Annotated in this window: 23 protein-coding genes; 12 read left to right on the forward strand and 11 right to left on the reverse strand. The window is 59.1% G+C overall.

What is annotated here, in order from left to right; all coding sequences use genetic code 11:
- Positions 1-11 precede the first annotated feature (11 nt).
- The 4 genes from AC2FF7_RS07705 (at position 12) to AC2FF7_RS07720 (ending at position 3,227) form a co-directional block, all read left to right on the forward strand.
- The gene (locus AC2FF7_RS07705; protein ID WP_170768996.1) at positions 12-890 is read left to right on the forward strand and encodes a F0F1 ATP synthase subunit gamma; all 879 of its coding nucleotides are present in this window, start codon (positions 12-14) and stop codon (positions 888-890) included.
- Between the two features lie 20 nt (positions 891-910).
- Positions 911-2,335 (forward strand): F0F1 ATP synthase subunit beta, encoded by a 1,425-nt coding sequence (gene atpD, locus AC2FF7_RS07710; RefSeq protein WP_170352323.1) that lies wholly within the window; start codon positions 911-913, stop codon positions 2,333-2,335.
- 12 nt (positions 2,336-2,347) lie between these two features.
- Entirely contained in the window at positions 2,348-2,758 is a 411-nt protein-coding gene (locus AC2FF7_RS07715; RefSeq protein ID WP_170753407.1) for a F0F1 ATP synthase subunit epsilon, read from the forward strand.
- Positions 2,759-2,876: 118 nt separating this feature from the next.
- Complete coding sequence (locus AC2FF7_RS07720; RefSeq protein ID WP_170352325.1) at positions 2,877-3,227, forward strand: H-type lectin domain-containing protein; 351 nt, start codon at positions 2,877-2,879, stop codon at positions 3,225-3,227.
- A gap of 16 nt (positions 3,228-3,243) precedes the next feature.
- Here AC2FF7_RS07720 and rpiB read toward each other — a convergent pair whose 3' ends face one another.
- Positions 3,244-3,693 carry a ribose 5-phosphate isomerase B gene (gene rpiB / locus AC2FF7_RS07725; RefSeq protein ID WP_496905462.1) on the reverse strand — a complete coding sequence of 150 codons (450 nt, stop codon included), beginning with the start codon at positions 3,691-3,693 and terminating at the stop codon, positions 3,244-3,246.
- Positions 3,694-3,750: 57 nt separating this feature from the next.
- The gene (locus tag AC2FF7_RS07730; protein ID WP_170352327.1) at positions 3,751-4,770 is read right to left on the reverse strand and encodes a ribose-phosphate pyrophosphokinase; all 1,020 of its coding nucleotides are present in this window, start codon (positions 4,768-4,770) and stop codon (positions 3,751-3,753) included.
- 108 nt (positions 4,771-4,878) lie between these two features.
- Between AC2FF7_RS07730 and AC2FF7_RS07735 the strand changes: the two genes are divergently transcribed.
- Together AC2FF7_RS07735 and AC2FF7_RS07740 are read left to right on the forward strand one after the other, a co-directional pair.
- Entirely contained in the window at positions 4,879-5,481 is a 603-nt protein-coding gene (locus AC2FF7_RS07735) for a 2-hydroxychromene-2-carboxylate isomerase (protein ID WP_480867980.1), read from the forward strand.
- 8 nt (positions 5,482-5,489) lie between these two features.
- Positions 5,490-6,305 (forward strand): alpha/beta fold hydrolase, encoded by an 816-nt coding sequence (locus AC2FF7_RS07740; protein WP_496905463.1) that lies wholly within the window; start codon positions 5,490-5,492, stop codon positions 6,303-6,305.
- Here AC2FF7_RS07740 and AC2FF7_RS07745 read toward each other — a convergent pair.
- From AC2FF7_RS07745 to AC2FF7_RS07780, 8 genes are all read right to left on the reverse strand, one after another.
- Entirely contained in the window at positions 6,297-7,331 is a 1,035-nt protein-coding gene (locus tag AC2FF7_RS07745) for a threonine aldolase family protein (RefSeq protein WP_480867875.1), read from the reverse strand. The two genes, AC2FF7_RS07740 and AC2FF7_RS07745, sit on opposite strands and share 9 nt — an antisense overlap.
- Positions 7,331-7,804 (reverse strand): YcgN family cysteine cluster protein, encoded by a 474-nt coding sequence (locus AC2FF7_RS07750; RefSeq protein WP_170783791.1) that lies wholly within the window; start codon positions 7,802-7,804, stop codon positions 7,331-7,333. The genes AC2FF7_RS07745 and AC2FF7_RS07750 overlap by 1 nt, the downstream gene beginning before the upstream one ends.
- Positions 7,801-8,733 carry a bifunctional riboflavin kinase/FAD synthetase gene (locus tag AC2FF7_RS07755; protein ID WP_170352331.1) on the reverse strand — a complete coding sequence of 311 codons (933 nt, stop codon included), beginning with the start codon at positions 8,731-8,733 and terminating at the stop codon, positions 7,801-7,803. Before AC2FF7_RS07755 ends, AC2FF7_RS07750 begins: the two co-directional genes overlap by 4 nt.
- Before the next feature lie 47 nt (positions 8,734-8,780).
- A complete protein-coding gene (locus AC2FF7_RS07760) occupies positions 8,781-9,224 on the reverse strand; it encodes a MaoC family dehydratase (protein WP_170352332.1) in 444 nt (147 codons plus the stop codon).
- Positions 9,225-9,324: 100 nt separating this feature from the next.
- Positions 9,325-10,200, reverse strand: coding sequence for a TIGR01459 family HAD-type hydrolase (locus AC2FF7_RS07765; RefSeq protein WP_170352333.1), 876 nt, complete (start codon positions 10,198-10,200; stop codon positions 9,325-9,327).
- Between the two features lie 106 nt (positions 10,201-10,306).
- Entirely contained in the window at positions 10,307-11,383 is a 1,077-nt protein-coding gene (locus AC2FF7_RS07770; RefSeq protein WP_170753394.1) for a DUF389 domain-containing protein, read from the reverse strand.
- A 131-nt stretch (positions 11,384-11,514) separates the two neighbouring features.
- On the reverse strand, positions 11,515-12,435 hold the full coding sequence (locus AC2FF7_RS07775) for a manganese-dependent inorganic pyrophosphatase (protein WP_170756422.1): 921 nt from the start codon (positions 12,433-12,435) through the stop codon (positions 11,515-11,517).
- Positions 12,436-12,535: 100 nt separating this feature from the next.
- Entirely contained in the window at positions 12,536-13,516 is a 981-nt protein-coding gene (locus AC2FF7_RS07780) for a TraB/GumN family protein (protein ID WP_480867871.1), read from the reverse strand.
- Between the two features lie 137 nt (positions 13,517-13,653).
- Between AC2FF7_RS07780 and AC2FF7_RS07785 the strand changes: the two genes are divergently transcribed.
- From AC2FF7_RS07785 to AC2FF7_RS07810, 6 genes are all read left to right on the forward strand, one after another.
- A complete protein-coding gene (locus AC2FF7_RS07785) occupies positions 13,654-14,328 on the forward strand; it encodes a DUF2161 domain-containing phosphodiesterase (RefSeq protein ID WP_209194921.1) in 675 nt (224 codons plus the stop codon).
- Between the two features lie 152 nt (positions 14,329-14,480).
- Positions 14,481-14,768, forward strand: coding sequence for a co-chaperone GroES (gene groES / locus AC2FF7_RS07790; RefSeq protein ID WP_170352338.1), 288 nt, complete (start codon positions 14,481-14,483; stop codon positions 14,766-14,768).
- A gap of 57 nt (positions 14,769-14,825) precedes the next feature.
- Positions 14,826-16,466 (forward strand): chaperonin GroEL, encoded by a 1,641-nt coding sequence (gene groL / locus AC2FF7_RS07795; RefSeq protein WP_480549186.1) that lies wholly within the window; start codon positions 14,826-14,828, stop codon positions 16,464-16,466.
- A gap of 184 nt (positions 16,467-16,650) precedes the next feature.
- Positions 16,651-17,493, forward strand: coding sequence for a DMT family transporter (locus AC2FF7_RS07800; RefSeq protein ID WP_496905464.1), 843 nt, complete (start codon positions 16,651-16,653; stop codon positions 17,491-17,493).
- Positions 17,494-17,531: 38 nt separating this feature from the next.
- The gene (locus tag AC2FF7_RS07805) at positions 17,532-18,305 is read left to right on the forward strand and encodes an alpha/beta fold hydrolase (protein WP_480867865.1); all 774 of its coding nucleotides are present in this window, start codon (positions 17,532-17,534) and stop codon (positions 18,303-18,305) included.
- Positions 18,302-19,453 carry an alpha-D-ribose 1-methylphosphonate 5-triphosphate diphosphatase gene (locus AC2FF7_RS07810; RefSeq protein WP_480867863.1) on the forward strand — a complete coding sequence of 384 codons (1,152 nt, stop codon included), beginning with the start codon at positions 18,302-18,304 and terminating at the stop codon, positions 19,451-19,453. Before AC2FF7_RS07805 ends, AC2FF7_RS07810 begins: the two co-directional genes overlap by 4 nt.
- A 60-nt stretch (positions 19,454-19,513) precedes the next feature.
- Here the strand turns inward: AC2FF7_RS07810 and AC2FF7_RS07815 are convergent, their stop codons facing one another.
- A complete protein-coding gene (locus AC2FF7_RS07815; RefSeq protein ID WP_480867862.1) occupies positions 19,514-20,581 on the reverse strand; it encodes a 5-(carboxyamino)imidazole ribonucleotide synthase in 1,068 nt (355 codons plus the stop codon).
- Positions 20,582-20,583: the final 2 nt, after the last annotated feature.

Consider the following 20,583-nt stretch of genomic DNA (forward strand, 5'->3'; position numbering starts at 1 on the left):
GGGGGGTTCCGATGCCTAGTCTGAAGGACCTTAAAAACAGGATCGAGTCGGTCAAATCGACCCGCAAGATCACCAAGGCCATGCAGATGGTCGCGGCTGCAAAACTGCGCCGCGCCCAGGAATCTGCCGAAGCCTCGCGTCCCTATGCCGAGCGGTTCAATGCCGTGATGGCGGGGCTGGCGGCTTCGGTCGGGGGCAGCGACAGCGCCCCCAAGCTGCTCCGTGGTACGGGCAGCGATGATGTCCATCTGCTGGTTGTGATGACAGCTGAACGCGGCCTCTGCGGCGGCTTCAACTCGAACATCGCCAAGCTGGCCCGCCAAAAGGCGGAAGAGCTGCGCGGCAAAGGCAAGACGGTCAAGGTTCTGACCGTTGGCAAGAAAGGCCGCGACGCGCTCAAGCGCGATTTGGGCGATCTGTTCGTTGGACATGTCGACCTGAGCGAGGTCAAGCGCATTGGCTATGCCAACGCGCAGGACATCGCGAAGGACATCCTGTCCCGCTTTGACGGGGCTGAGTTCGATGTTGCCACGATCTTCTACTCGAAGTTCGTCAACGTCGTGACCCAGATCCCGACGGCACAGCAAATCATCCCCGCCTCGTTCGAGGACGACGCGGCAGGTGACGACAGCGGTGCCATCTTCGACTACGAGCCCAGCGAAGAGGCCATTCTGGCCGACCTGCTGCCCAAGGGGGTTGCCACCGCGATCTTCTCGGCTCTGCTCGAAAACGGAGCGTCTGAACAGGGTGCACGGATGTCCGCAATGGACAACGCGACACGCAACGCGGGCGAAATGATCGACAAGCTGACGATCCAGTTCAACCGCTCGCGTCAGGCCGTGATCACCAACGAGCTGATTGAAATTATTTCCGGCGCCGAAGCGCTGTAGAGACATACCGGAGACGAAACATGGCGAATGCAAAAGGCAAAGTCACACAGATCATCGGGGCCGTCGTCGACGTCCAGTTTGATGACGCACTGCCTGAAATTCTGAACGCGCTGGAAACCACCAACAACGGCAAGCGCCTGGTGTTGGAAGTTGCTCAGCACCTGGGCGAAAACACCGTCCGCACCATTGCGATGGACGCGACCGAAGGTCTGGTCCGTGGCGAAGTTGTGACCGACACCGGCGCACCGATCTCGGTTCCGGTCGGCAATGCCACCCTGGGCCGCATCCTGAACGTGGTCGGCGAGCCGATCGACGAAAAAGGCCCGGTTGAAGCAACCGAGGCCCGCGCGATTCACCAGCCCGCGCCCGAGTTCGCGGAACAGTCGACCGAGTCGGAAATCCTTGTGACCGGCATCAAGGTTGTGGACCTGCTGGCCCCCTACGCCAAAGGCGGTAAGATCGGCCTGTTCGGCGGTGCCGGCGTTGGCAAAACCGTTCTGATCATGGAACTGATCAACAACATCGCAAAAGTGCACTCGGGCTTCTCGGTGTTCGCGGGTGTTGGTGAACGGACCCGTGAAGGCAACGACCTGTATCACGAAATGATCGAATCGAACGTCATCAAGCCCGACAACCTGTCGGAATCGCAGGTGGCCCTGGTCTACGGTCAGATGAACGAACCTCCGGGAGCGCGTGCGCGTGTTGCTCTGACCGGCCTGACACTGGCCGAGCAGTTCCGTGACCAGTCCGGCACCGACGTTCTGTTCTTCGTCGACAACATCTTCCGCTTTACGCAGGCGGGATCCGAGGTTTCGGCTCTGCTGGGTCGTATTCCTTCGGCGGTGGGCTACCAGCCGACGCTGGCTACCGACATGGGCGCCCTGCAAGAACGCATCACCTCGACCAAGTCGGGCTCGATCACCTCGGTGCAGGCCATCTACGTTCCCGCGGACGACTTGACCGACCCCGCGCCGGCAACATCGTTTGCTCACTTGGATGCAACCACCGTTCTTAACCGTGCGATCTCGGAAAAGGGTATCTACCCGGCTGTTGACCCGCTCGACTCGTCCTCGCGTCTGTTGGACCCCGCGATTGTGGGTGAAGAGCACTACGCGGTTGCGACCGACGTTCAGCAGATCCTCCAGCGCTACAAGTCGCTTCAGGACATCATCGCCATCCTCGGCATGGACGAACTGTCGGAAGAAGACAAACTGACCGTGGCCCGTGCCCGTAAGATCGAACGCTTCATGTCGCAGCCGTTCGACGTTGCACAGGTTTTCACCGGCTCGCCGGGCGTTCAGGTTCCTCTGGACGTGACCATCGCGTCGTTCAAAGCTGTTGTCGCTGGCGAATACGATCACCTGCCCGAAGCGGCCTTCCTGATGGTTGGCGGCATCGACGAAGTGATCGCCAAAGCGGAAAAGATGGCCGCAGAAGCCGCCTAAGGAGTATCCCTGATGGCAAACACGATGCAATTCGACCTAGTCAGCCCCGAGCGGAGCCTTGCTTCGCTTGAGGCCACCGCGGTCCAGCTTCCCGGCGCGGATGGGGACATGACGGCGATGCCCGATCATGCCCCCACCATCACGACGCTGCGCCCCGGTCTGCTGAAGGTTGAGGCACCTGCAGGAGCCAGCGAATACCTGGTCACCGGCGGGTTTGCCCAGATCAACGGCGACGGCCTGTCGGTTCTGGCTGAAAAGGCTATCCCGGTTGCCGAAGTGACCCGGTCGCATCTGGACGACCTGATCGCGGAAGCCCGCGCTTCGCACGAGGCCGCAAAGTCTGGCGACGATCAGTCGATCGTAGACGATGCAGCCAAGCTGCTGGCCGACATGGAAGCGCTTGGGACGCATATGAGCCTGTAACGGCTTGTTGCAAATGGATCATTAGAAACGGCCTTGCGACAGTAGGGCCGTTTTTTTGTCGTGATTTCATCATGAAGCCGAATTAGATTTCGGGAATTGATAAAGAACAGACAATAAAATGAAGACGTTTCGAACCCATCCTATTGGTATCGACCAAGGCGAGACCGTGGTGTTTTCCGAATTTTCCAACGGTGGTGACATGTGGACCGGCAACGGTACGCGCGAGAGACGCTCGGCTGTGACGTTTCGCCAGCCGTTCCGATCTGCGCCGGTTGTTCAGATCGGTATATCCCTATGGGATGTGGACACAACCTCGGCGTTGCGGGCCGAAGTGAAGGCCGAAAACACTACGAACGAAGGATTCGACGCAGTGTTCCGCACTTGGTCAGACACGCGAATCGCACGGATTAGGGTGACGTGGACCGCGATCGGCGAGGTTGCGCATGAGGATGATTGGGACATCTCCTGATGCCCGTGGTCAAGTGTCAGTCAGTTGATGCTTCGATCATTCCGACGCGGGTCGCGTGACGGCCACCTTCGAACTCGGCACCAAGGAACGCGGCGACAATGTCCAGCGCTTGCCCTTCACCGACGACACGCGCGCCGATGGACAGCATGTTGGCGTCATTGTGCTGACGGATCATCCGGGCCGAGAATGCGTCAGAACACACGCCACAGCGTATGCCGGGCACTTTGTTTGCCGCCATCATGATGCCCTGTCCAGTGCCACATAGAATAATGCCCAGCTGACAATCGCCGGATGCGACGGCTTCGGCTGCGGCTTTGCCGTGGATTGGATAGTGCGTGCTCTCGGGTGTCTTCGGCCCGATGTCCACGACCTCCCATCCGAGGTCAGTGACATGCTTGGCGACGGCCTGACGCAGATCGATGGCGGCATGGTCGCTGGAAAGAACAATACGTTTTGCGGCTGTCACGGGACGCTCCTGCCTGTTGGGTTGGTACGAAAAGGGTGGCCGCGCCACCCTTGTCAATCAGTCCATGTGGTACATGGATTCGTAGATCGGGGTCAGGGTCTTGTCCTCGAACAAGGACGATACCGAGGTGCCGTTCCAGATGTTCAGGATTGCCTGTGTAAAGATCGGCGCGGTCGGCACGATCCGGATATTCTTGGCTTTGGCGACCTCTTTGGTGGGTTGGATCGTGTCGGTCAGAACCAGAGACTTCATGACTGAGTTTGTCACACGTTCCACCGCTGGGCCGCTCATGACGCCGTGGGTGATATAGGAATGCACCTCTTTCGCGCCGTTATCCAGCAGCACTTGAGCCGCCTTACACAGAGTTCCGGCGGTATCGCACATGTCGTCCACGATTAGGCAGATCTTGTCTTTGACGTCGCCGATGACAGTCATTTCGGCCACTTCACCCGCCTTTTCGCGGCGTTTGTCGACGATCGACAACGGCGCTTCGATCCGTTTGGCCAACTCGCGCGCGCGGGCCACGCCGCCCACATCGGGTGAGACCACCATGATCTCATCCATCTGGTCCTTGAACTGGTTTTTCACATCCAGCGCAAAGATCGGCGAGGCATAGAGGTTGTCCACCGGGATATCAAAGAACCCCTGAATCTGCGCGGCGTGCAGGTCCATGGTCAGAACCCGCTCGATCCCGGCGCCGGTCAGCATGTTGGCGACCAGCTTGGCTGAAATCGGCGTGCGCGCCTTGGTGCGGCGGTCCTGACGGGCATAGCCGAAATAGGGGATCACGGCGGTGATGCGCTGCGCGGACGAACGGCGCAGTGCATCGGCGATGATCAGAAGCTCCATCAGGTTGTCGTTTGCCGGGTTCGAGGTCGGCTGGACGATGAACATATCCTCGCCGCGCACATTCTCGAACACTTCGACGAAAATCTCACCGTCGTTAAAGCGTTCGACGCGCGCATCGACGAGGCCCTGATCGACGCCGCGATACAGGCTCATGCGGCGGGCAATGGATTCGGCAAGCGGAAGATTGGCGTTCCCAGCGATCAGCTTGGGTTCGTGGAGTGTCGGCATCGGCTGAAGTCCCCGGGCAGCAATGGCAAATGTGACAGATTCGTGATGTTGACACCGCTTACCACGGCCTTACCGTCCAGCAAAGACAACGCAGCGGAGAAAGTGAACATGGCCACCATTGACTACTATTTTGCGACAATTTCGCCCTTCACCTACTTGGCCGGAAACCGGCTTGAAGAGGTCGCGGCAAAGCACGGCGCGACGATCAACTACAAGCCGCTGGATATCATGGCGCTGTTCGGACGCACCGGGGGAACTCCACCGAAGGACCGGCACATTTCGCGCATCGAATACCGGGCGCAGGAACTGCAGCGGCAAGCCAAGAATCTGGGAATGGAGTTCAACCTGAAACCTGCTCATTGGCCCACGAATATGGCACCGTCCTCTTACGCTGTGATAGCCGCCGCCAAGGAAGGCTCGGGTGATGTCGGACAGCTGGTTCATTCCATTCTTCGCGCCTGCTGGGCCGAAGAAAAAGACGTCGCGCAGGACGAAGTGATCCGTGAATGCCTGTCTTCCGCAGGGTTCGATCCCTCTCTGGCCGATAGCGGCTTGCTGGTCGGGGCCGATACCTATGCCGCCAATCTTGAGGAGGCCGTAGACAAAGGCGCGTTTGGTGCGCCGTTCTATATCACCGAAGATGGTCAACGGTTCTGGGGACAGGACCGGCTAGAGGACCTGGACCGTCACCTGAGCGAGATGAAAGGGTGAAGGATTTGATGCCGTCGGTTCACGTCAGAACCTTGGGGCAGGGCGAGCGCAAAGTGCTGGCCCTGCATTGCACGATTGCTCACTCTGGGGCGTGGGCAGGGTTGGCGGGCGTGTTGGGGGATGACGCGACATTTGTCGCGCCCGATATGCCCTCACACGGTAAGAGCCCCGATTGGAACGAACAGGGCGATCTGTTCGATTTGTTGACCGAACAGACTGTCGAGCAATTGACAGAGCCGATGGATGTCATCGGTCATTCCTTTGGCGCGATGATCGCGCTGCGCCTGGCGATGGAACACCCAGATCTGGTCCGCAGTGCGGTTCTGATCGAGCCGGTATTCTTTGCCGTTGCCAAGCAGGGCGCGCCTGATCTGCTGGCGCAGCATGACCATGAGGCGCAACCTTATGCAAAGGCTTTAGCTGACGGTGATATGGAACTGGCCGCGCGCCTTTTCAACAGGATGTGGAGCACCGATGACAGCCCTCGCTGGCCGGACCTACCCGAACGGACCCGTGCCGCAATGACCCGCGGTGTGCATCTTGTTCCTGCGGTTAAAGATGATTTGTTCGAGGATAAAAAGGGCTTGCTGGCCCCCGATATGATGAGCCGCGCAAATATGCCCATTCTATTGGTCAACGGGTCACGTACACATCCCGCGATGCCCGCGATCTGTGAAGGGCTGCAACAACGCCTGCCCAATGCCTCGGGCTGTGTCATTGAAGGGGCAGGGCACATGGCCCCGATCACGCATCCTCGGGACATGGCGCGCGTGATACGCGATTTCTGGGATGGGCAGCCTTCGGAAGTGCTGACCTTACAGTAGTGCGATGAACTGGTCGATCTGTTCAGGGCTGATCGACCAGTCGCAGACCAGACGACAAGCAAGCGGCTCTGCGTCATCGGCCCCGTTCAGCTCTCCGCCCCACAGATGATAGACTGCACCCGCGTCGTGCAATTGCTTGTGCCGCGCGCGCGAGAATTCGGCGAAGATCATGTTTGCCTGCGGTTGATGCAGGAAAGAGGCCCCCTTGGCCCGCAGCCCGTCAGCCAGACGTGCGCAATTGTCATTGGCCTGACGCGCCATCTGCAACCAAAGGTCGTCCTGCAGATAGGCGGCCATCTGAGCCGACAAGTACCGGTGTTTCGAAAACAGATGCGCGCCACGTTTCCGGCGCAGCTCGAACTCCCAGGCTTTGGTCTCGTCGAAAAAGACGACCGCCTCGACCCCCATCAGTCCGTTCTTTGTGCCGCCAAAGCTGACCGCATCAACACCCGATTTCCATGTCATCTCGGCCGGAGAACAGTTCAGCGCGACCAGCGCATTGGTGAACCGCGCACCGTCCAGATGCACCGGCAGGCCGTATTCCTTGGCAACAACGCACAGCGCCTGCAACTCTTCCAGCGAATAAACCGAACCTCGCTCGGTCACCTGCGTGATCGAGACTGGCCCGCGTTGCGGCCCATGCACACCGCGAGTTTCTTCGGCCAGAATGGTGCTGCGCAATGCGTCTGCCGTCATCTTGTCACCACCGGGCACCAGCGTCAGCTTGGCGCCGCTGTAGAATTCCGGGGCGTTGCACTCGTCCTCGTGAATATGCGCAACGGGGGAACAAAACACGGTGTCCCACGGGTTCGCCAGCGTCGACAGAGCCAAAGAATTCGCCGCCGTCCCGGTCGCCACCAGATAGACAGCTGCCCCCGGCGCTTCAAAGATACCACGGATACGGTCGCGCACCTCGTTCATCAGCGTGTCGGCCCCGTAGGCCATCTGATAGCCCTCATTCGCGGCGCTCAACGCGGCCATCACTTGCGGGTGAACCGGTCCGGAATTGTCAGAGGCGAAATACATCAGTTGGGCTCCTCAATGATATAGTCTTCCCACTCTTCCATGGGGGTTTCGAACTCGGACACCGTGCGCCCCTGAACCGAGACCCCGGCGGCGTGTACGCTGTCGGGCGTACCAGATATCAAAGGGTGCCAGTCGTAAAGGGGTTTGCCCTCCCACAGCAGCCGATAGGCGCAGGTCTGGGGCAGCCAATAGGCGTGTTCATCGATATTATCGGGCGTCATCACGATGCATTCCGGCACGAATTGGTGGCGGATGTCGTATTGGGTGCAACGGCAGGTCTCATCGTCCAGCAGACGGCAGGCAACGCAGGTCAGGGCAACCTCGCCCGTATCTTCGTCTTCCAGCTTATTGAGGCAGCATTTACCGCAGCCGTCGCACAGCGCCTCCCACTCGCGCTGGTTCATCTTGGTCAACGGTTTGCGTTCCCAGAAGCGGGCGGACAGGCCGTTGCGGTCAATCGGGTCGGTGGTCATAGCGCTGCCAGTAGCGCACGGGCCTTTTCGCAATCTGCATCCATCTGGGTGATCAGCCCGTCCAACCCGTCAAACGTCATCTCGGGGCGCAGGTATTCGACCAGACCAACCGAGAGCGTCGCGCCATAAAGATCACCCGAGAAATCGAACAGGAACGTCTCGATATTGGGGACTTCGCCGTTAAACATGGGGCGCGTGCCCACCGAGGCCGCGCCGTGATAGCTGCCCTGATGCGGGCCATCCAGCACATCAACCAGCACCGCATAGACGCCGAACTTCGGAGGGTGTAGCCCCTCGATCGACATGTTGGCGGTGGGATAACCCAGCTCGCGTCCGCGCTGTTCGCCGCCAATCACCTCGCCCTCGATCCGGTGCCAGTGGCCCAGCATCGCGGCGGCATCCCGCGGGCGACCTTCCGACAGCGCAGTACGGATCGCGGTCGAAGACACGACGTTTTCCGACCGCTCCATCAAGGGGGCGATGGTGACGCCAAAGCCCATCTGGGCCCCGAACCGCACCAGATCATCGGCGGTGCCGCTGCGGCCTTTGCCGAAACAGAAATCGGCCCCGACCACCACATGCGACAGCCCCAGCCCGTCACAGATCACATTGCGTGCGAATTCTTCGGGCGTCAGCCCGGCCAGCGCCGCGTTGAAGGGCAATTCATAAAGCTTCTGCACTCCTAGTTTCTGCAACCGATGCGCGCGGGCATTGCCGCGCATCAGGCGAAAGGGCGGGCTGTCGGGCGCAAAATATTCGCGCGGGTGCGGCTCGAACGTCATCACACCCAGCGGCGCGTCGGGCGCGGCGTTACGTGCCAGCTCGATCACTGAACGGTGGCCGATATGAACGCCATCAAAGTTGCCGATGGCCACACTGGCACTACGGTCCTGAGGCTCGACAAACTGGAAATCCCGAATAATGCGCATAGCGCCTGCCTAGCGGGACTGCGAGGCAGGTTCAAGGGTTTGAGACGTCAGTCGAACTTGCGCGATGGTGCCAGCACCATGGCCTCGCCCATCAACACCTTTTTGCCGTCCACCGCACAGTGGCAATCCAGCTTGACCCGTCGCTTGGCAAAGTCGATGTCGATCACCTTGACCTCGGCGTAGACCATGTCACCGGGGCGAACGGGGGCCAGGAATTTCAGCGACTGCCCCATATAAACTGTGCCGTGGCCCGGCAGTTGTTCACCGATCACGGCCGAGATCAGGCCGGCGGTCAACATCCCGTGGGCAATGCGCCCCTCAAAGATTGTGTCGCGGGCATAGTCGTCATCTAGATGCACGGGATTACGGTCGGTCGAGACCTGCGCGAACATTTCGATATCCTCGTCCGTCACCACTTTGCGCAGGTGGCGGGTCATGCCCATTTCGATGTCTTCAATACAGATCGTGCCGCGCGGAAGATTGTCCAACATGTCACCCTCACTCGATTTCAGTGGGCAACAAAAAAACCAAAGTCACCCAAGTTGGGTAACTTTATTACTTCGCAACTGCAGAAAATCAAGTCTTTTCTGACTAACGTAGCCGTCCGATCGTATAGGTGGGGTTGATGTTTTCCCTTGCGATATAATCGGTTAAGGACTCGTGGTGCGGATGGTGCGACGTTTTGGTTTCCGCCGCAGCCAGTCCGCCCGAAATGAACAGAGAATCAATCCCCTCACCCATGCCCCCCAGAATGTCGGTATGTGGGCCGTCGCCGATGACCAGAATATCCCCATCCGAGATATCGTGACCCAGCTCCTGCAGCCGCCGCCGCGCCAGATCATAGATCGGCGGATGCGGCTTGCCGAAGTAAAGGCTCTCGCCCCCCATCTCGGTGTAGAGCTTGGCCAAAGCGCCCGCACACCATTCCCGAACCTCGCCCCGGTCGACCACGATATCTGGATTGGCGCAGAGAAGTTTCATGCCCTTCTGCTTGGCATAAAGGAAATCCGCGCGGTTGACGTCAGGGTCGGCCATTGGATCGAATGGTCCACAGCAGACAATCCCTTCGGCCTGATCCAGTGGCACACGCTCGATTTGAATTGGGTGGTGCAAAATCTTCAGTGGCTCGAAAAAGCCAGCATCGCGCGCCCATTCTCCCATGAAGTAAACTTTTTCGCCTACAGCGCCTCGAAACATAGCTGAGCGCGCCGAGTCTCCGCTTGTGGCGATCGTATCATATGCATCGTTGGGAACGTTGAATTGTTCCAGTTGCTCGGCCACCCCCGCGCGGGGCTTGGGCGAGTTGGTGACCAGAACAACAATGCCCCCTTTGGCGCGATAACCTTGAAGCGCTGCCACGGCTTCGGGATAGGCGGTTATGCCGTTATGCACACAGCCCCAGAGGTCGACAAACAGCGCTTTGTAGCGATCGGAGATTTCATCAAGTTTGTGAATAATCTGAGTCATTGAGCTGCCCCCGAGGGTCTGGAGTCGAAGTTGTGCCAGCTATGTCAAAGCTTCGGTCTTTTGACCATCCCAGCTGCAAATTTTCTGAATGAATAGCCGTATGCGATCAGTTGTCTTCACTGATTTCCTCGACGTCTGGTGCCTGTTGAACGTTTTCAGTGCCTAGAATGACCTGGGCACCGATCCTGTTCTGAAAGCGAACGACAACCAGATAACCCGGCCCCAACTCGTTGCGCAGCACGTCGACTAGGGGGTTCTCGCGCAGGCTTTCCGGCAGGAGGCCTGCGATTGAAGACACCTTGAACGCGGCTTCAATTGGCAGGTCAACGATCAGCCAGATATCGGCTTGCTTGCGTTGAGCGTTGACGTCGACGCGAATAATCTCGACCGAGACTGGGTCAGCCCAATCGCGAATTGTCTGCGCCAATTGCGCTTCGGTCCGGGTTTCCAGATAGCGGTTATATGTCGACTTGCCCAATTGAATGACAACGAAGGTCAAGAACGCCAAGGTCACAACGACGCTGGCAGTAAAGTTCAGCTTGCGACGCCCCTTGCTGAAAACCACCGAACGAGCAGCGTACACGATGTAGACCGCGCAAGCCGATAGGATGATCGCCCCAAGGTTTGTTGCGAACAGCAAGCCGGCCTCATAAGCTTCAGCCGCTTCTTCAAAATACATCAATACCCCCGAGGCGGATAACGGGGGCACCAAAGACACGCCGATCGCAGCACCTGGCAGCAGGCTAACTTCTGATCGATTTATCTGCACATACGCTCCGGCGACGCCAGCCGCCAAGGCAACGATCAGATCTTCAGTTCCGGGATCGGTACGCGCCAGAACCTGATCTGGGATCAGAATTCCGCGGGGAACATCGGCGATATAGACAAGAAACCAGGCCAGAAAGACGCAGATAACTGCCGCCCCGCTTACAATCAGGGCAAGCTTAAACGCACGTCCCAGCCACCCCATGACCATCGAGGCAGCTATCCCCAGTATCGGTGTCATCAACGGTGCGACCAACATGGCGGCAATCACCACTGCGCCTGAATCGCGAAGCATCCCCATGGTCGCGATCACCACCGACAATGTCAAAAGCATCGCAAATCTGCGCCAGTAGGCCGCTCGGTCATGCCCTTCGAACCGAAGGATATCCCTGGTGGTGCTGAATTTTCGTTTACTCATTCCTGCGACCAAGACCCAAGCAAGACTATCCGCACCAGACTATCAACGGATACGCTCTATGCAAAATCTTGTGTCTTAACGAAAAAAAGGCGCCCCGATACAGGCGCCTTTTGTTTGTGGTGCTACGAAGATCACACTTTGAGGTTGGGGATGATCTGCTTTTTCCGGCTCATGATTCCGGGCAGAACCACGGCGTCGCCGTTTACTGACGCACCAAAGCTCTTCTCGGCCACGCCCTTCACAAGGTCATTGGGCACAAGCAGAGTGGCTTCTTCGTTGAGGATGTCGACGACAAACAGCAATACCTGATCAACGCCGTCTTCCTTGGCTACGTCCACCATTGACGCGGCTAGGCTGGCTTTGCGGTCCAGAACGACGCCCGGAGCGGTGGTTTCTAGGACCGAGACGCGGAACTTGGTGCCGTCGACTTCGTATTCCTTGCTGTCCATGCGGATTAGTTCGGCGTCCGAGAACGAGGATACGTCCGATTTTGCCGCGAACATGTCAGCGGCATAGGCCGAGACGTCCAGACCCAGCTCAGCCGCCAGTTTCTCGGCCACTGCGCGGTCATGCGCGGTGGTGGTAGGCGAGCGGAACTCCAGAGTGTCCGACAGGATGCAGGTCAACGCTGCGCCTTTGACGGCGTCGGGCATTTTGGCCGCGTCGTCGCCCATCAGGTCAACCATGATAGTCGCGGTGCAGGCCAGCGGGCGCACGGTGATGTCGATGGGGCCTTTGGTTTCCAGACCGCCAACCAGTTTGTGGTGGTCGATGATGGCGCGAATGTCGGCGCTGTTGACGCTGGCAGGCAGTTCGGCGGGGTTGTTGGTATCAACGATGACAACTGGCGCGTCCGCGTCTACGTCTGCGATGATGCGCGGCTTGGGCAGGTCCCAGCGCTGCAGCATAAAGGCGGCCTCGGTGTTGGGTTCACCTAGCAGCACGGGTTCGGCCTGTTCGCCTTTGACTTCGTTCAGGTACCAAGACCACAGGATCGGAGAGCCGGTGGAATCGGTGTCGGGGGATTTGTGTCCAAATACGAGGGTTGTCATGTCTGCGTCCTGAGGAAGGTAAATTTGCGCGCCTTATAGGGCGGTCCGACGCGCTTGTCACCCGCCCCTGCGTAAACTGCGACGAAGGGTAAATTTTTCCTTAGAACGGCGCGCGTTCCAAGGTGTAGCCAGCTTGTTGCAATTGGTTCAGAAGGCCGAATTCGTCAGCAAGATGCCCCGCGCCAACGGCGATGACTGCTGTTTGGTCCTGAATATTCAGAATATGCTGCATCCAGTTGTTGTTGCGCCCGACGAGCAGCTGATCTTCAAAGCTGCCCCATTCCTCGTCAAAGACATCTTGTGACAGGCCCGAAGTCTCAAGCCCCTGTAGGCGAGCAAAGTGAAGAATCTCGCCATGTTTTTCCTCGATATAGGCGTTGACCATTGTAGCGAGCTGATCTTCGCTGCTTTCAAAGGCGCTGGCCATTCGCACCAGGGACTGAACCTGTTTTTCCAGCGGATGTTCATTGAACATCGCCATCAGGTCTTCGATTTCTTCCAGTGAGTACTGAGGTTTTCCGAGTTCGACAGCCAGATCAGTCAGGCGTGCATCCATGCCATAGCTGGCATCTTCGTCCTGGGTCATACATGGCGGGACACCCAACATCATGCTCAGGAACCACGGGCGCATTTTGGCGGCCATCCAGCCGGGGATGCCTCGATCGGCCAATCCGGTGGACAGGGCGGCCCAGTCTTCTTCAGACATCAGGTCAATCAAGGTTGGGCCCGAAGTTATCAGAACAGGGCTGAGGTCTTGGGCAAGCTGTTGCTCGAATCCGTCCATCTTGTCCTTGGTAACTTCGAAATAGAACGCGTCCGCGTCGGACAGGGCAGGGGCCAGACGTTCCATAACGGCATCCATGCGTGGATCATTCGTGTGCAGTGTTCCGATCATGTGCAGCACTGTATCGCCTTTGGTCGCGATCCAGTGGTTGCCTTCAGAAAACGGGGTGCCGCTTACCGCCTGATCAAGCTGCGCCCGCATGTCAGCAGAAAGATCCGGCCGAAGGTCTCGCCCTTCGCAGGCCGCATAGGCTGCCAAAGGAAAAAACAAAAAAGCAACAAAGAACAAGAAACGCATCAGGATCATCCCGTATTAACTCGGTACGTATATGTGGCGCGACCTTGCCTTGGCCAAGTGTTGGGTTCAAGCAAGTTGACCAATTGTCGGCGTTTTCTGTGTCTGGCATTCCACAATAAATCACTTAGCATGGCGCCATGGACCGTGAGCAGGATCTCTATCCCCCCATAAAAGCGCTGTTGGAGCGTCAGGGTTATACCGTCAAGGGTGAAGTGGGCGCGGCCGATATCGTGGCTGTGCGCGCAGGTGATGAGCCTGTTATTGTCGAGCTGAAACTGCGGTTTACTCTGGCCTTGTTTCATCAGGCGGTGGCGCGTTTAAAAGTTACGGATCAGGTCTATCTGGGCGTGTGCAAGCCTACCGGGCGCAGTGCGCGTCGGGCACTGAAGGATAATCTGGCCATGTGTCGACGTTTGGGGCTGGGCTTGATCACCGTTCGCGCGGATGGGGCAGTCGAGGTGCAGTGTGATCCGGGTCCTTATGCCCCGCGCAGGAACAAAGCCAAAGCGGCGCGACTGCTGCGCGAGTTTGATCGGTTGGAGGGTGACCCAAATGCAGGCGGGGCTACGCGGCATGGGATTGTCACTGCCTATCGTCAGGATGCGCTGAAATGTGCCGCTCATCTGGTGGAATGCGGAGCGACCAAAGGAGCCGAGGTTGCCAAGGCAACGGGTGTGACCACCGCCACCCGCCTAATGCGAGAGAACCATTACGGCTGGTTTGAAAAGGTCGACAAGGGTGTTTACGCCCTGACCGATGCCGGACAAGAGGGTCTGAAACACTGGGCTTACAGTTGGGATCAGCCCGAATAGGGGCCGCGGTTCAAAAAATCCTTCACGGCTTGTTGACTCGGGGAATTGCACCCCCTAGCTATGCGTCGTTATCACTCGACAAGCATGAGTGCTAACGCCCCGCCATCCGGCGAGGGGAGGATTAACAACTTTGAGCCCAAGGAGCTGCAAAGATGGCATTGAAACCGCTTCATGACCGCGTGCTGGTTCGCCGTACCGAAAGCGAAGAAAAAACCGCAGGCGGCCTGATCATTCCTGACAGCGCAAAAGAAAAGCCCAGCGAAGGCGAAGTCGTCGCAACCGGCGAAGGCGCACGCAAGGACAGCGGCGAGCTGATCGCAATGGCTGTGAAAGCTGGCGACAAGATCCTGTTCGGCAAATGGTCGGGCACCGAGGTTCAGGTCGACGGCGAAGAGCTGCTGATGATGAAAGAAAGCGACATCATGGGGATCATCGAGTAAGGCCCTCGCGCTTCACTCTGATCTTCATCTACAACTAATTTCTCAAGGAGAAACGACATGGCTGCAAAGGACGTCAAGTTCGACACCGATGCCCGTAACCGGATGCTGGCAGGCGTAAACATCCTGGCCGACGCGGTTAAAGTGACCCTGGGCCCCAAAGGCCGCAACGTGGTTCTGGATAAATCCTTCGGCGCACCGCGCATCACCAAAGACGGTGTTTCGGTTGCTAAGGAAATCGAACTGGAAGACAAGTTCGAAAACATGGGCGCGCAGATGGTGAAAGAAGTCGCCAGCCGCACCAATGACGAAGCCGGTGACGGCACCACCACCGCAACCGTTCTGGCCCAAGCCATCGTGCGCGAAGGTCTCAAGCAGGTTGCTGCTGGCCTGAACCCGATGGACCTGAAGCGCGGCATCGACCTGGCGACCGCCAAGGTTGTTGAAGGCATCAAAGACGCCTCGCGCGAAGTCAAAGACTCGGCAGAAGTTGCTCAGGTTGGCACCATCTCGGCCAACGGCGAAGCCGAAATCGGCCAGCAGATCGCAGACGCGATGCAGAAGGTTGGCAACGAAGGCGTTATCACCGTCGAAGAAAACAAAGGTCTGGAAACCGAGACCGATGTTGTCGAGGGTATGCAGTTCGACCGTGGCTACCTGTCGCCTTACTTCGTCACCAACGCAGACAAGATGATCGCAGAACTCGACGACTGCATGATCCTGCTGCACGAAAAGAAACTGTCCTCGCTGCAGCCGATGGTTCCGCTGCTGGAGCAGGTGATCCAATCGCAGAAGCCGCTGCTGATCATTGCCGAAGACGTTGAAGGCGAAGCGCTGGCAACTCTGGTTGTCAACAAACTGCGCGGCGGCCTGAAAATTGCTGCTGTCAAAGCACCGGGCTTCGGCGATCGTCGCAAAGCCATGCTGCAGGACATCGCAATCCTGACCGGCGGTCAGGTCATCAGCGAAGATCTGGGCATGAAGCTCGAGTCCGTCACCATGGACATGCTGGGCACCGCCAAGAAAATCGAAATCACCAAAGACGAAACCACCATCGTCGACGGTGCAGGCGAAAAAGCCGAGATCGAAGCACGTGTTGCTCAGATCCGCACTCAGATCGAAGAAACCTCGTCGGACTACGACCGTGAGAAGTTGCAAGAGCGCGTTGCCAAACTGGCAGGCGGTGTTGCTGTTATCCGTGTCGGCGGCATGACCGAAGTGGAAGTGAAAGAGCGTAAAGACCGTGTGGACGATGCTCTGAACGCGACCCGCGCTGCTGTGCAGGAAGGCGTTGTTGTAGGCGGTGGTGTTGCTCTGGTTCAGGCCGGTAAAGCACTGGAAGCTCTGGAAGGTGCAAACGCTGACCAGAACGCAGGCATCAACATCGTTCGTAAGGCAATCGAAGCGCCGCTGCGCCAGATCGCTGAAAACGCAGGCGTTGACGGTGCAGTTGTTGCTGGCAAAGTCCGCGAAAGCGGCGACGCCGCGTTCGGCTTCAACGCGCAGACCGAAGAATATGGCGACATGTTCTCGTTCGGCGTGATTGACCCGGCCAAAGTTGTCCGTACTGCACTGGAAGATGCAGCATCGGTTGCTGGCCTGCTGGTCACTACCGAAGCAATGGTTGCCGACAAGCCCCAGAAAGACGCACCCGCTGCAGGCGGCATGCCCGACATGGGCGGCATGGGCGGCATGATGTAAGCACGTCAAATTCGCCCCGGCGAATTTTGACGAGCCCGACAGGCGCTTGGCCAAAAGGCCAAGCTGCCGGAAGGGAAGCCGCAGAGCTTAGGAACGGGGTCGCCTTTGGGCGGCCCCGTTTCGTTTCAATCCTCGCGCCAGATTGTGAATGTGCAAACGGCCCTAAACCCATTATGCGGTTGTTATGAAACTGTTCCTGTTGACGGCCCTAACCATGGTTGCCTTTGCGGCCAACTCGATTCTCAACCGGCTTGCCATCGACAGCGGGGCAAGCGATCCGGCCGGATTTGCCACTGTGCGCGTACTGGCCGGGGCGTTTGTTCTGGCCGCGCTTGTTTTCCTCAAAGGGGGAAATCTGCCGCTTCGGAATATGCGGCGGATCGCAGGGGCAGGGTCATTGTCATTATACATGATCGGGTTTTCGATTGCCTATCTGACGCTGGATGCGGGATTGGGCGCGTTGATCCTGTTTGGTGTCGTGCAGATCACGATGTTTGCCGTGACCTCTGTTACCGGGGCCCTGCCTACCGTGCGCCAGATCGCTGGCGCGGTGATCGCGCTGGCAGGATTGGCCTGGGTGCTTTGGCCCACAGATCAGGTGCACGTCAATCCGGTTGGCGCGACGCTGATGACAGCCGCCGGGATCGGGTGGGCGATCTATTCGCTGGTTGGTCGGTCCGAGCCGGATGCTCTGGCCGGGACTGCGGCGAATTTCGTGGTCGCTCTGCCGGTGACGGCGTTAGCCTTGCTGACCGTCGGGGGCGATTGGCAGATGACTGGCTCGGGATATGTGCTGGCGGCTGTGTCGGGCGGTGTCACCTCGGGGATGGGCTATGCGCTGTGGTACCGCGTATTGCCGCAACTGGCCCCGACCACGGCGGCGGTGGTGCAGTTGAGCGTGCCGATCATTGCCATTTTGGGCGGTGCGGTTCTGTTGGGTGAGGTCGCCAGCTTGCGCCTGATCTTTGGTGCGGCACTTGTGCTGGGCGGTATCGCGCTGGCTGTTCTGCGCCTGAAACCGCGCTAGGGGTTTCATCACTCGCGCTTAGGGCTTATCTGGCCGCTATGAGAGTTCTGCTGACCTTAATTCTGTTCCTTCTGCCGGTTGCGGCCCAAGCGAAATGCGTAGTGCTTTTGCACGGGCTTGCACGGACCGAGGCGTCTTTTACCGTAATGGATCAGCTGTTCAAGGCGCATGGTTATACGGTTGTGCGACCGGGCTACCCCTCGACCGACTTGCCAATCCCGGACCTTGCGAACCAGACCCTGCCGGATGCGTTCGCGGCCTGTGGCGAGGATACGGTCAACGTGGTGGCCCATTCGATGGGCGGCATCCTGCTGCGCTATTGGCTGCAGGACAACATACCCGAAAATCTGGGCCGCGTGGTCATGCTGGGCCCGCCCAACCAGGGCAGCCAATTGGTGGACGAACTTAGCGCCTATGAGGTGTTCGGCATGTTGAACGGCCCCGCCGGCCTTGCGTTGGGCACCGGCCCCGAGGGCCTTCCGCGCATGTTGCCGCCGGTGGATTTTGAATTGGGCGTGATTGCGGGCAAAGACACACTGAACCCACTGTTTTCCTCGATGATTGATGGGCCGGATGACGGCAAGGTTTCGGTCGAAAGCACCAAGGTCGCGGGCATGAAGGACCATATCGTCCTGCCAGTGACCCACACTTTTATGATGAATAACCCGCGCGTCATGGCACAGGCGCTGCACTTCATCGAATTCGGTCAATTTGATCCTCAGATCACGTGGCTGGACGGGGTGCAGGATATCATCGACGAGATCTGCATCGGGCAGGATTGCTCCGAGCCCGAGTCGGAGCGTTCCGAATGAGCACATTGAACCTGACCCTGACCGGCGCAGAGGTTCTGCTTCCGGAGGATGGCCTGATCCCGACCGACCTGTTCTTGGCGGACGGTGTGATACAGGCGGATGCCACCGGGCGCCCTATTGATCTGTCCGGCTATCTGGTGCTGCCGGGCATCATCGACCTGCACGGCGACGGGTTCGAACGCCACATCGCCCCGCGCCGGGGTGCGATGAAACAGATGGACGAAGGCATCCTCTCGGTCGAGGCCGAACTGGCCGCCAACGGCATTACCACCGCCGTTCTGGCGCAGTTCTACAGTTGGGAGGGCGGCGTGCGCGGCCCAGCATTCGCTGGTCAGGTGTTTGATGCGATTGCCTCGGTTAAAGGCCGTGTGGTGACCGACCTGGTTCCCCAACTTCGGTTTGAGACGCATATGCTGAACGACTACGCCGGTCTGCCCGAAAAGATCGCCGCTTGGCAGGTGCCCTATGTGGTGTTCAATGACCACCTGCCGCATGACCGTCTGGCCGAAGGGCGCAAGCCACCGCGCTTGACCGGACAGGCGCTGAAAGCCGGGCGCAACCCGGACAAACATTTTGAGATGCTGCTCTCCATGCATGCCCGTTGCGGTGACGTTCCAGCGGCGCTGGATCAGCTGTGCGCGACATTGGCGGGGCAGGGGGTGCGCATGGGCAGCCATGATGACGCCACCGCCGAAACCCGGGCAGACTGGCGCGCACGCGGGGCGCAAATCTCGGAATTCCCCGAAACGCTCGACGCGGCTGAGGCCGCGCATACCGCAGGCGACCACATCATTCTGGGCTCGCCCAATGTGGTGCGCGGCGGATCGCACAAGGGCAATGTCAGCGCGCTGGACCTGATCACGATGGGACTGTGCGACGCGCTGGCCTCGGACTACCACTACCCAAGCCCGCGCCGCGCGGCGCTGATGCTGGCCAAATCGGGCCTGTTGGATATGGTCGGGGCCTGGGCGATGGTTTCTTCGGGGCCCGCGAAGGTGCTGGGCCTGACCGACCGGGGCACGCTGGCCCCCGGAAAACGCGCCGACCTGACCATTCTGGACAAAAACACCCACCGGGTCGCCGCAACAATGGCCAGGGGTCGGATCAGCTATATGACCGGGGATATCGCGGCCCGGTTCTTCAACTGATCCGCGCTTCATCTGGCTAAAAATACCTCCGCCGGAGGCATCGCGCGCCAGCGCGATTTCTCAGCGGACGATACGGTTGAAATGCCCCATCTTCCGGCCTGCCTTAACCTCGGCCTTGCCATAAAGATGCAGTGCCACGTCTCGTTCCTGCGCCAGCTCAGGCACACGGGTCATGTCGTTACCGATCAGGTTCTCCATCACCACATCCGAATGCCGCTGACCGTCGCCCAAAGGCCACCCGGCCACCGCGCGGATATGCTGCTCGAACTGATCCACCGCGCAGCCATTCTGCGTCCAGTGGCCCGAATTATGCACGCGCGGCGCGATCTCATTCACGATCAGGCCCTGCGGCGTCACGAACAGCTCAACCCCCATCACGCCCACATAGTCCAGTGCGTTCAGGATATTGGCTGCCAACAGCACCGCATCCGTGCGTTGCGCCGGGCGCAGGCGAGCGGGCACCGTCGTCGTGTGCAGGATGCCATCGCGATGCACATTCTCGCCGGGGTCAAAGCAGGCGACCTGCCCATCCAACCCGCGCGCCGCGATGATCGAGACTTCGTGGCTGAACTCCACAAACCCTTCCAGGATCGCAGGGGCGCCCGCCATATCGGCCAAGGCGGTCTCGGCATCCCCGGGTGCGCGCAGCCGGGCTTGCCCTTTGCCATCATACCCAAAGCGGCGGGTTTTCAGGATTGCAGGCGTGTCGATCTGATCAATCGCGGCCTTCAGGCTGTCGAGATCGGTGATATCTGCAAAAGGCGCGGTCTGCAGGCCCAGCCCTTGCAGAAAATTCTTTTCGGTCAGGCGATCCTGACTAACCCGCAGCGCCTCGCGCCCCGGACGGATCGGACGGTGGGATTCCAGCAGGTCCAGCGCCTCGGTCGGGATGTTTTCGAATTCATAGGTGATGACATCGACGGATTCGGCAAAAGCGCGCAGGGCGTCGGCATCGTCATAGGCCGCCGTGGTCACCCGGTCGGCCACCTGACCGGCGGGCGGGTTGGCACCGGGTTCAAAGATATGGGTCACAAACCCCAGTCGAGCCGCCGCGACGGACAGCATCCGCCCCAGCTGTCCACCACCGAGGATGCCAATCGTGTTGCCTGGTGCAAGCATGTCGGTCATTG

This window comes from Ruegeria sp. YTSC325 (genome assembly GCF_059609525.1).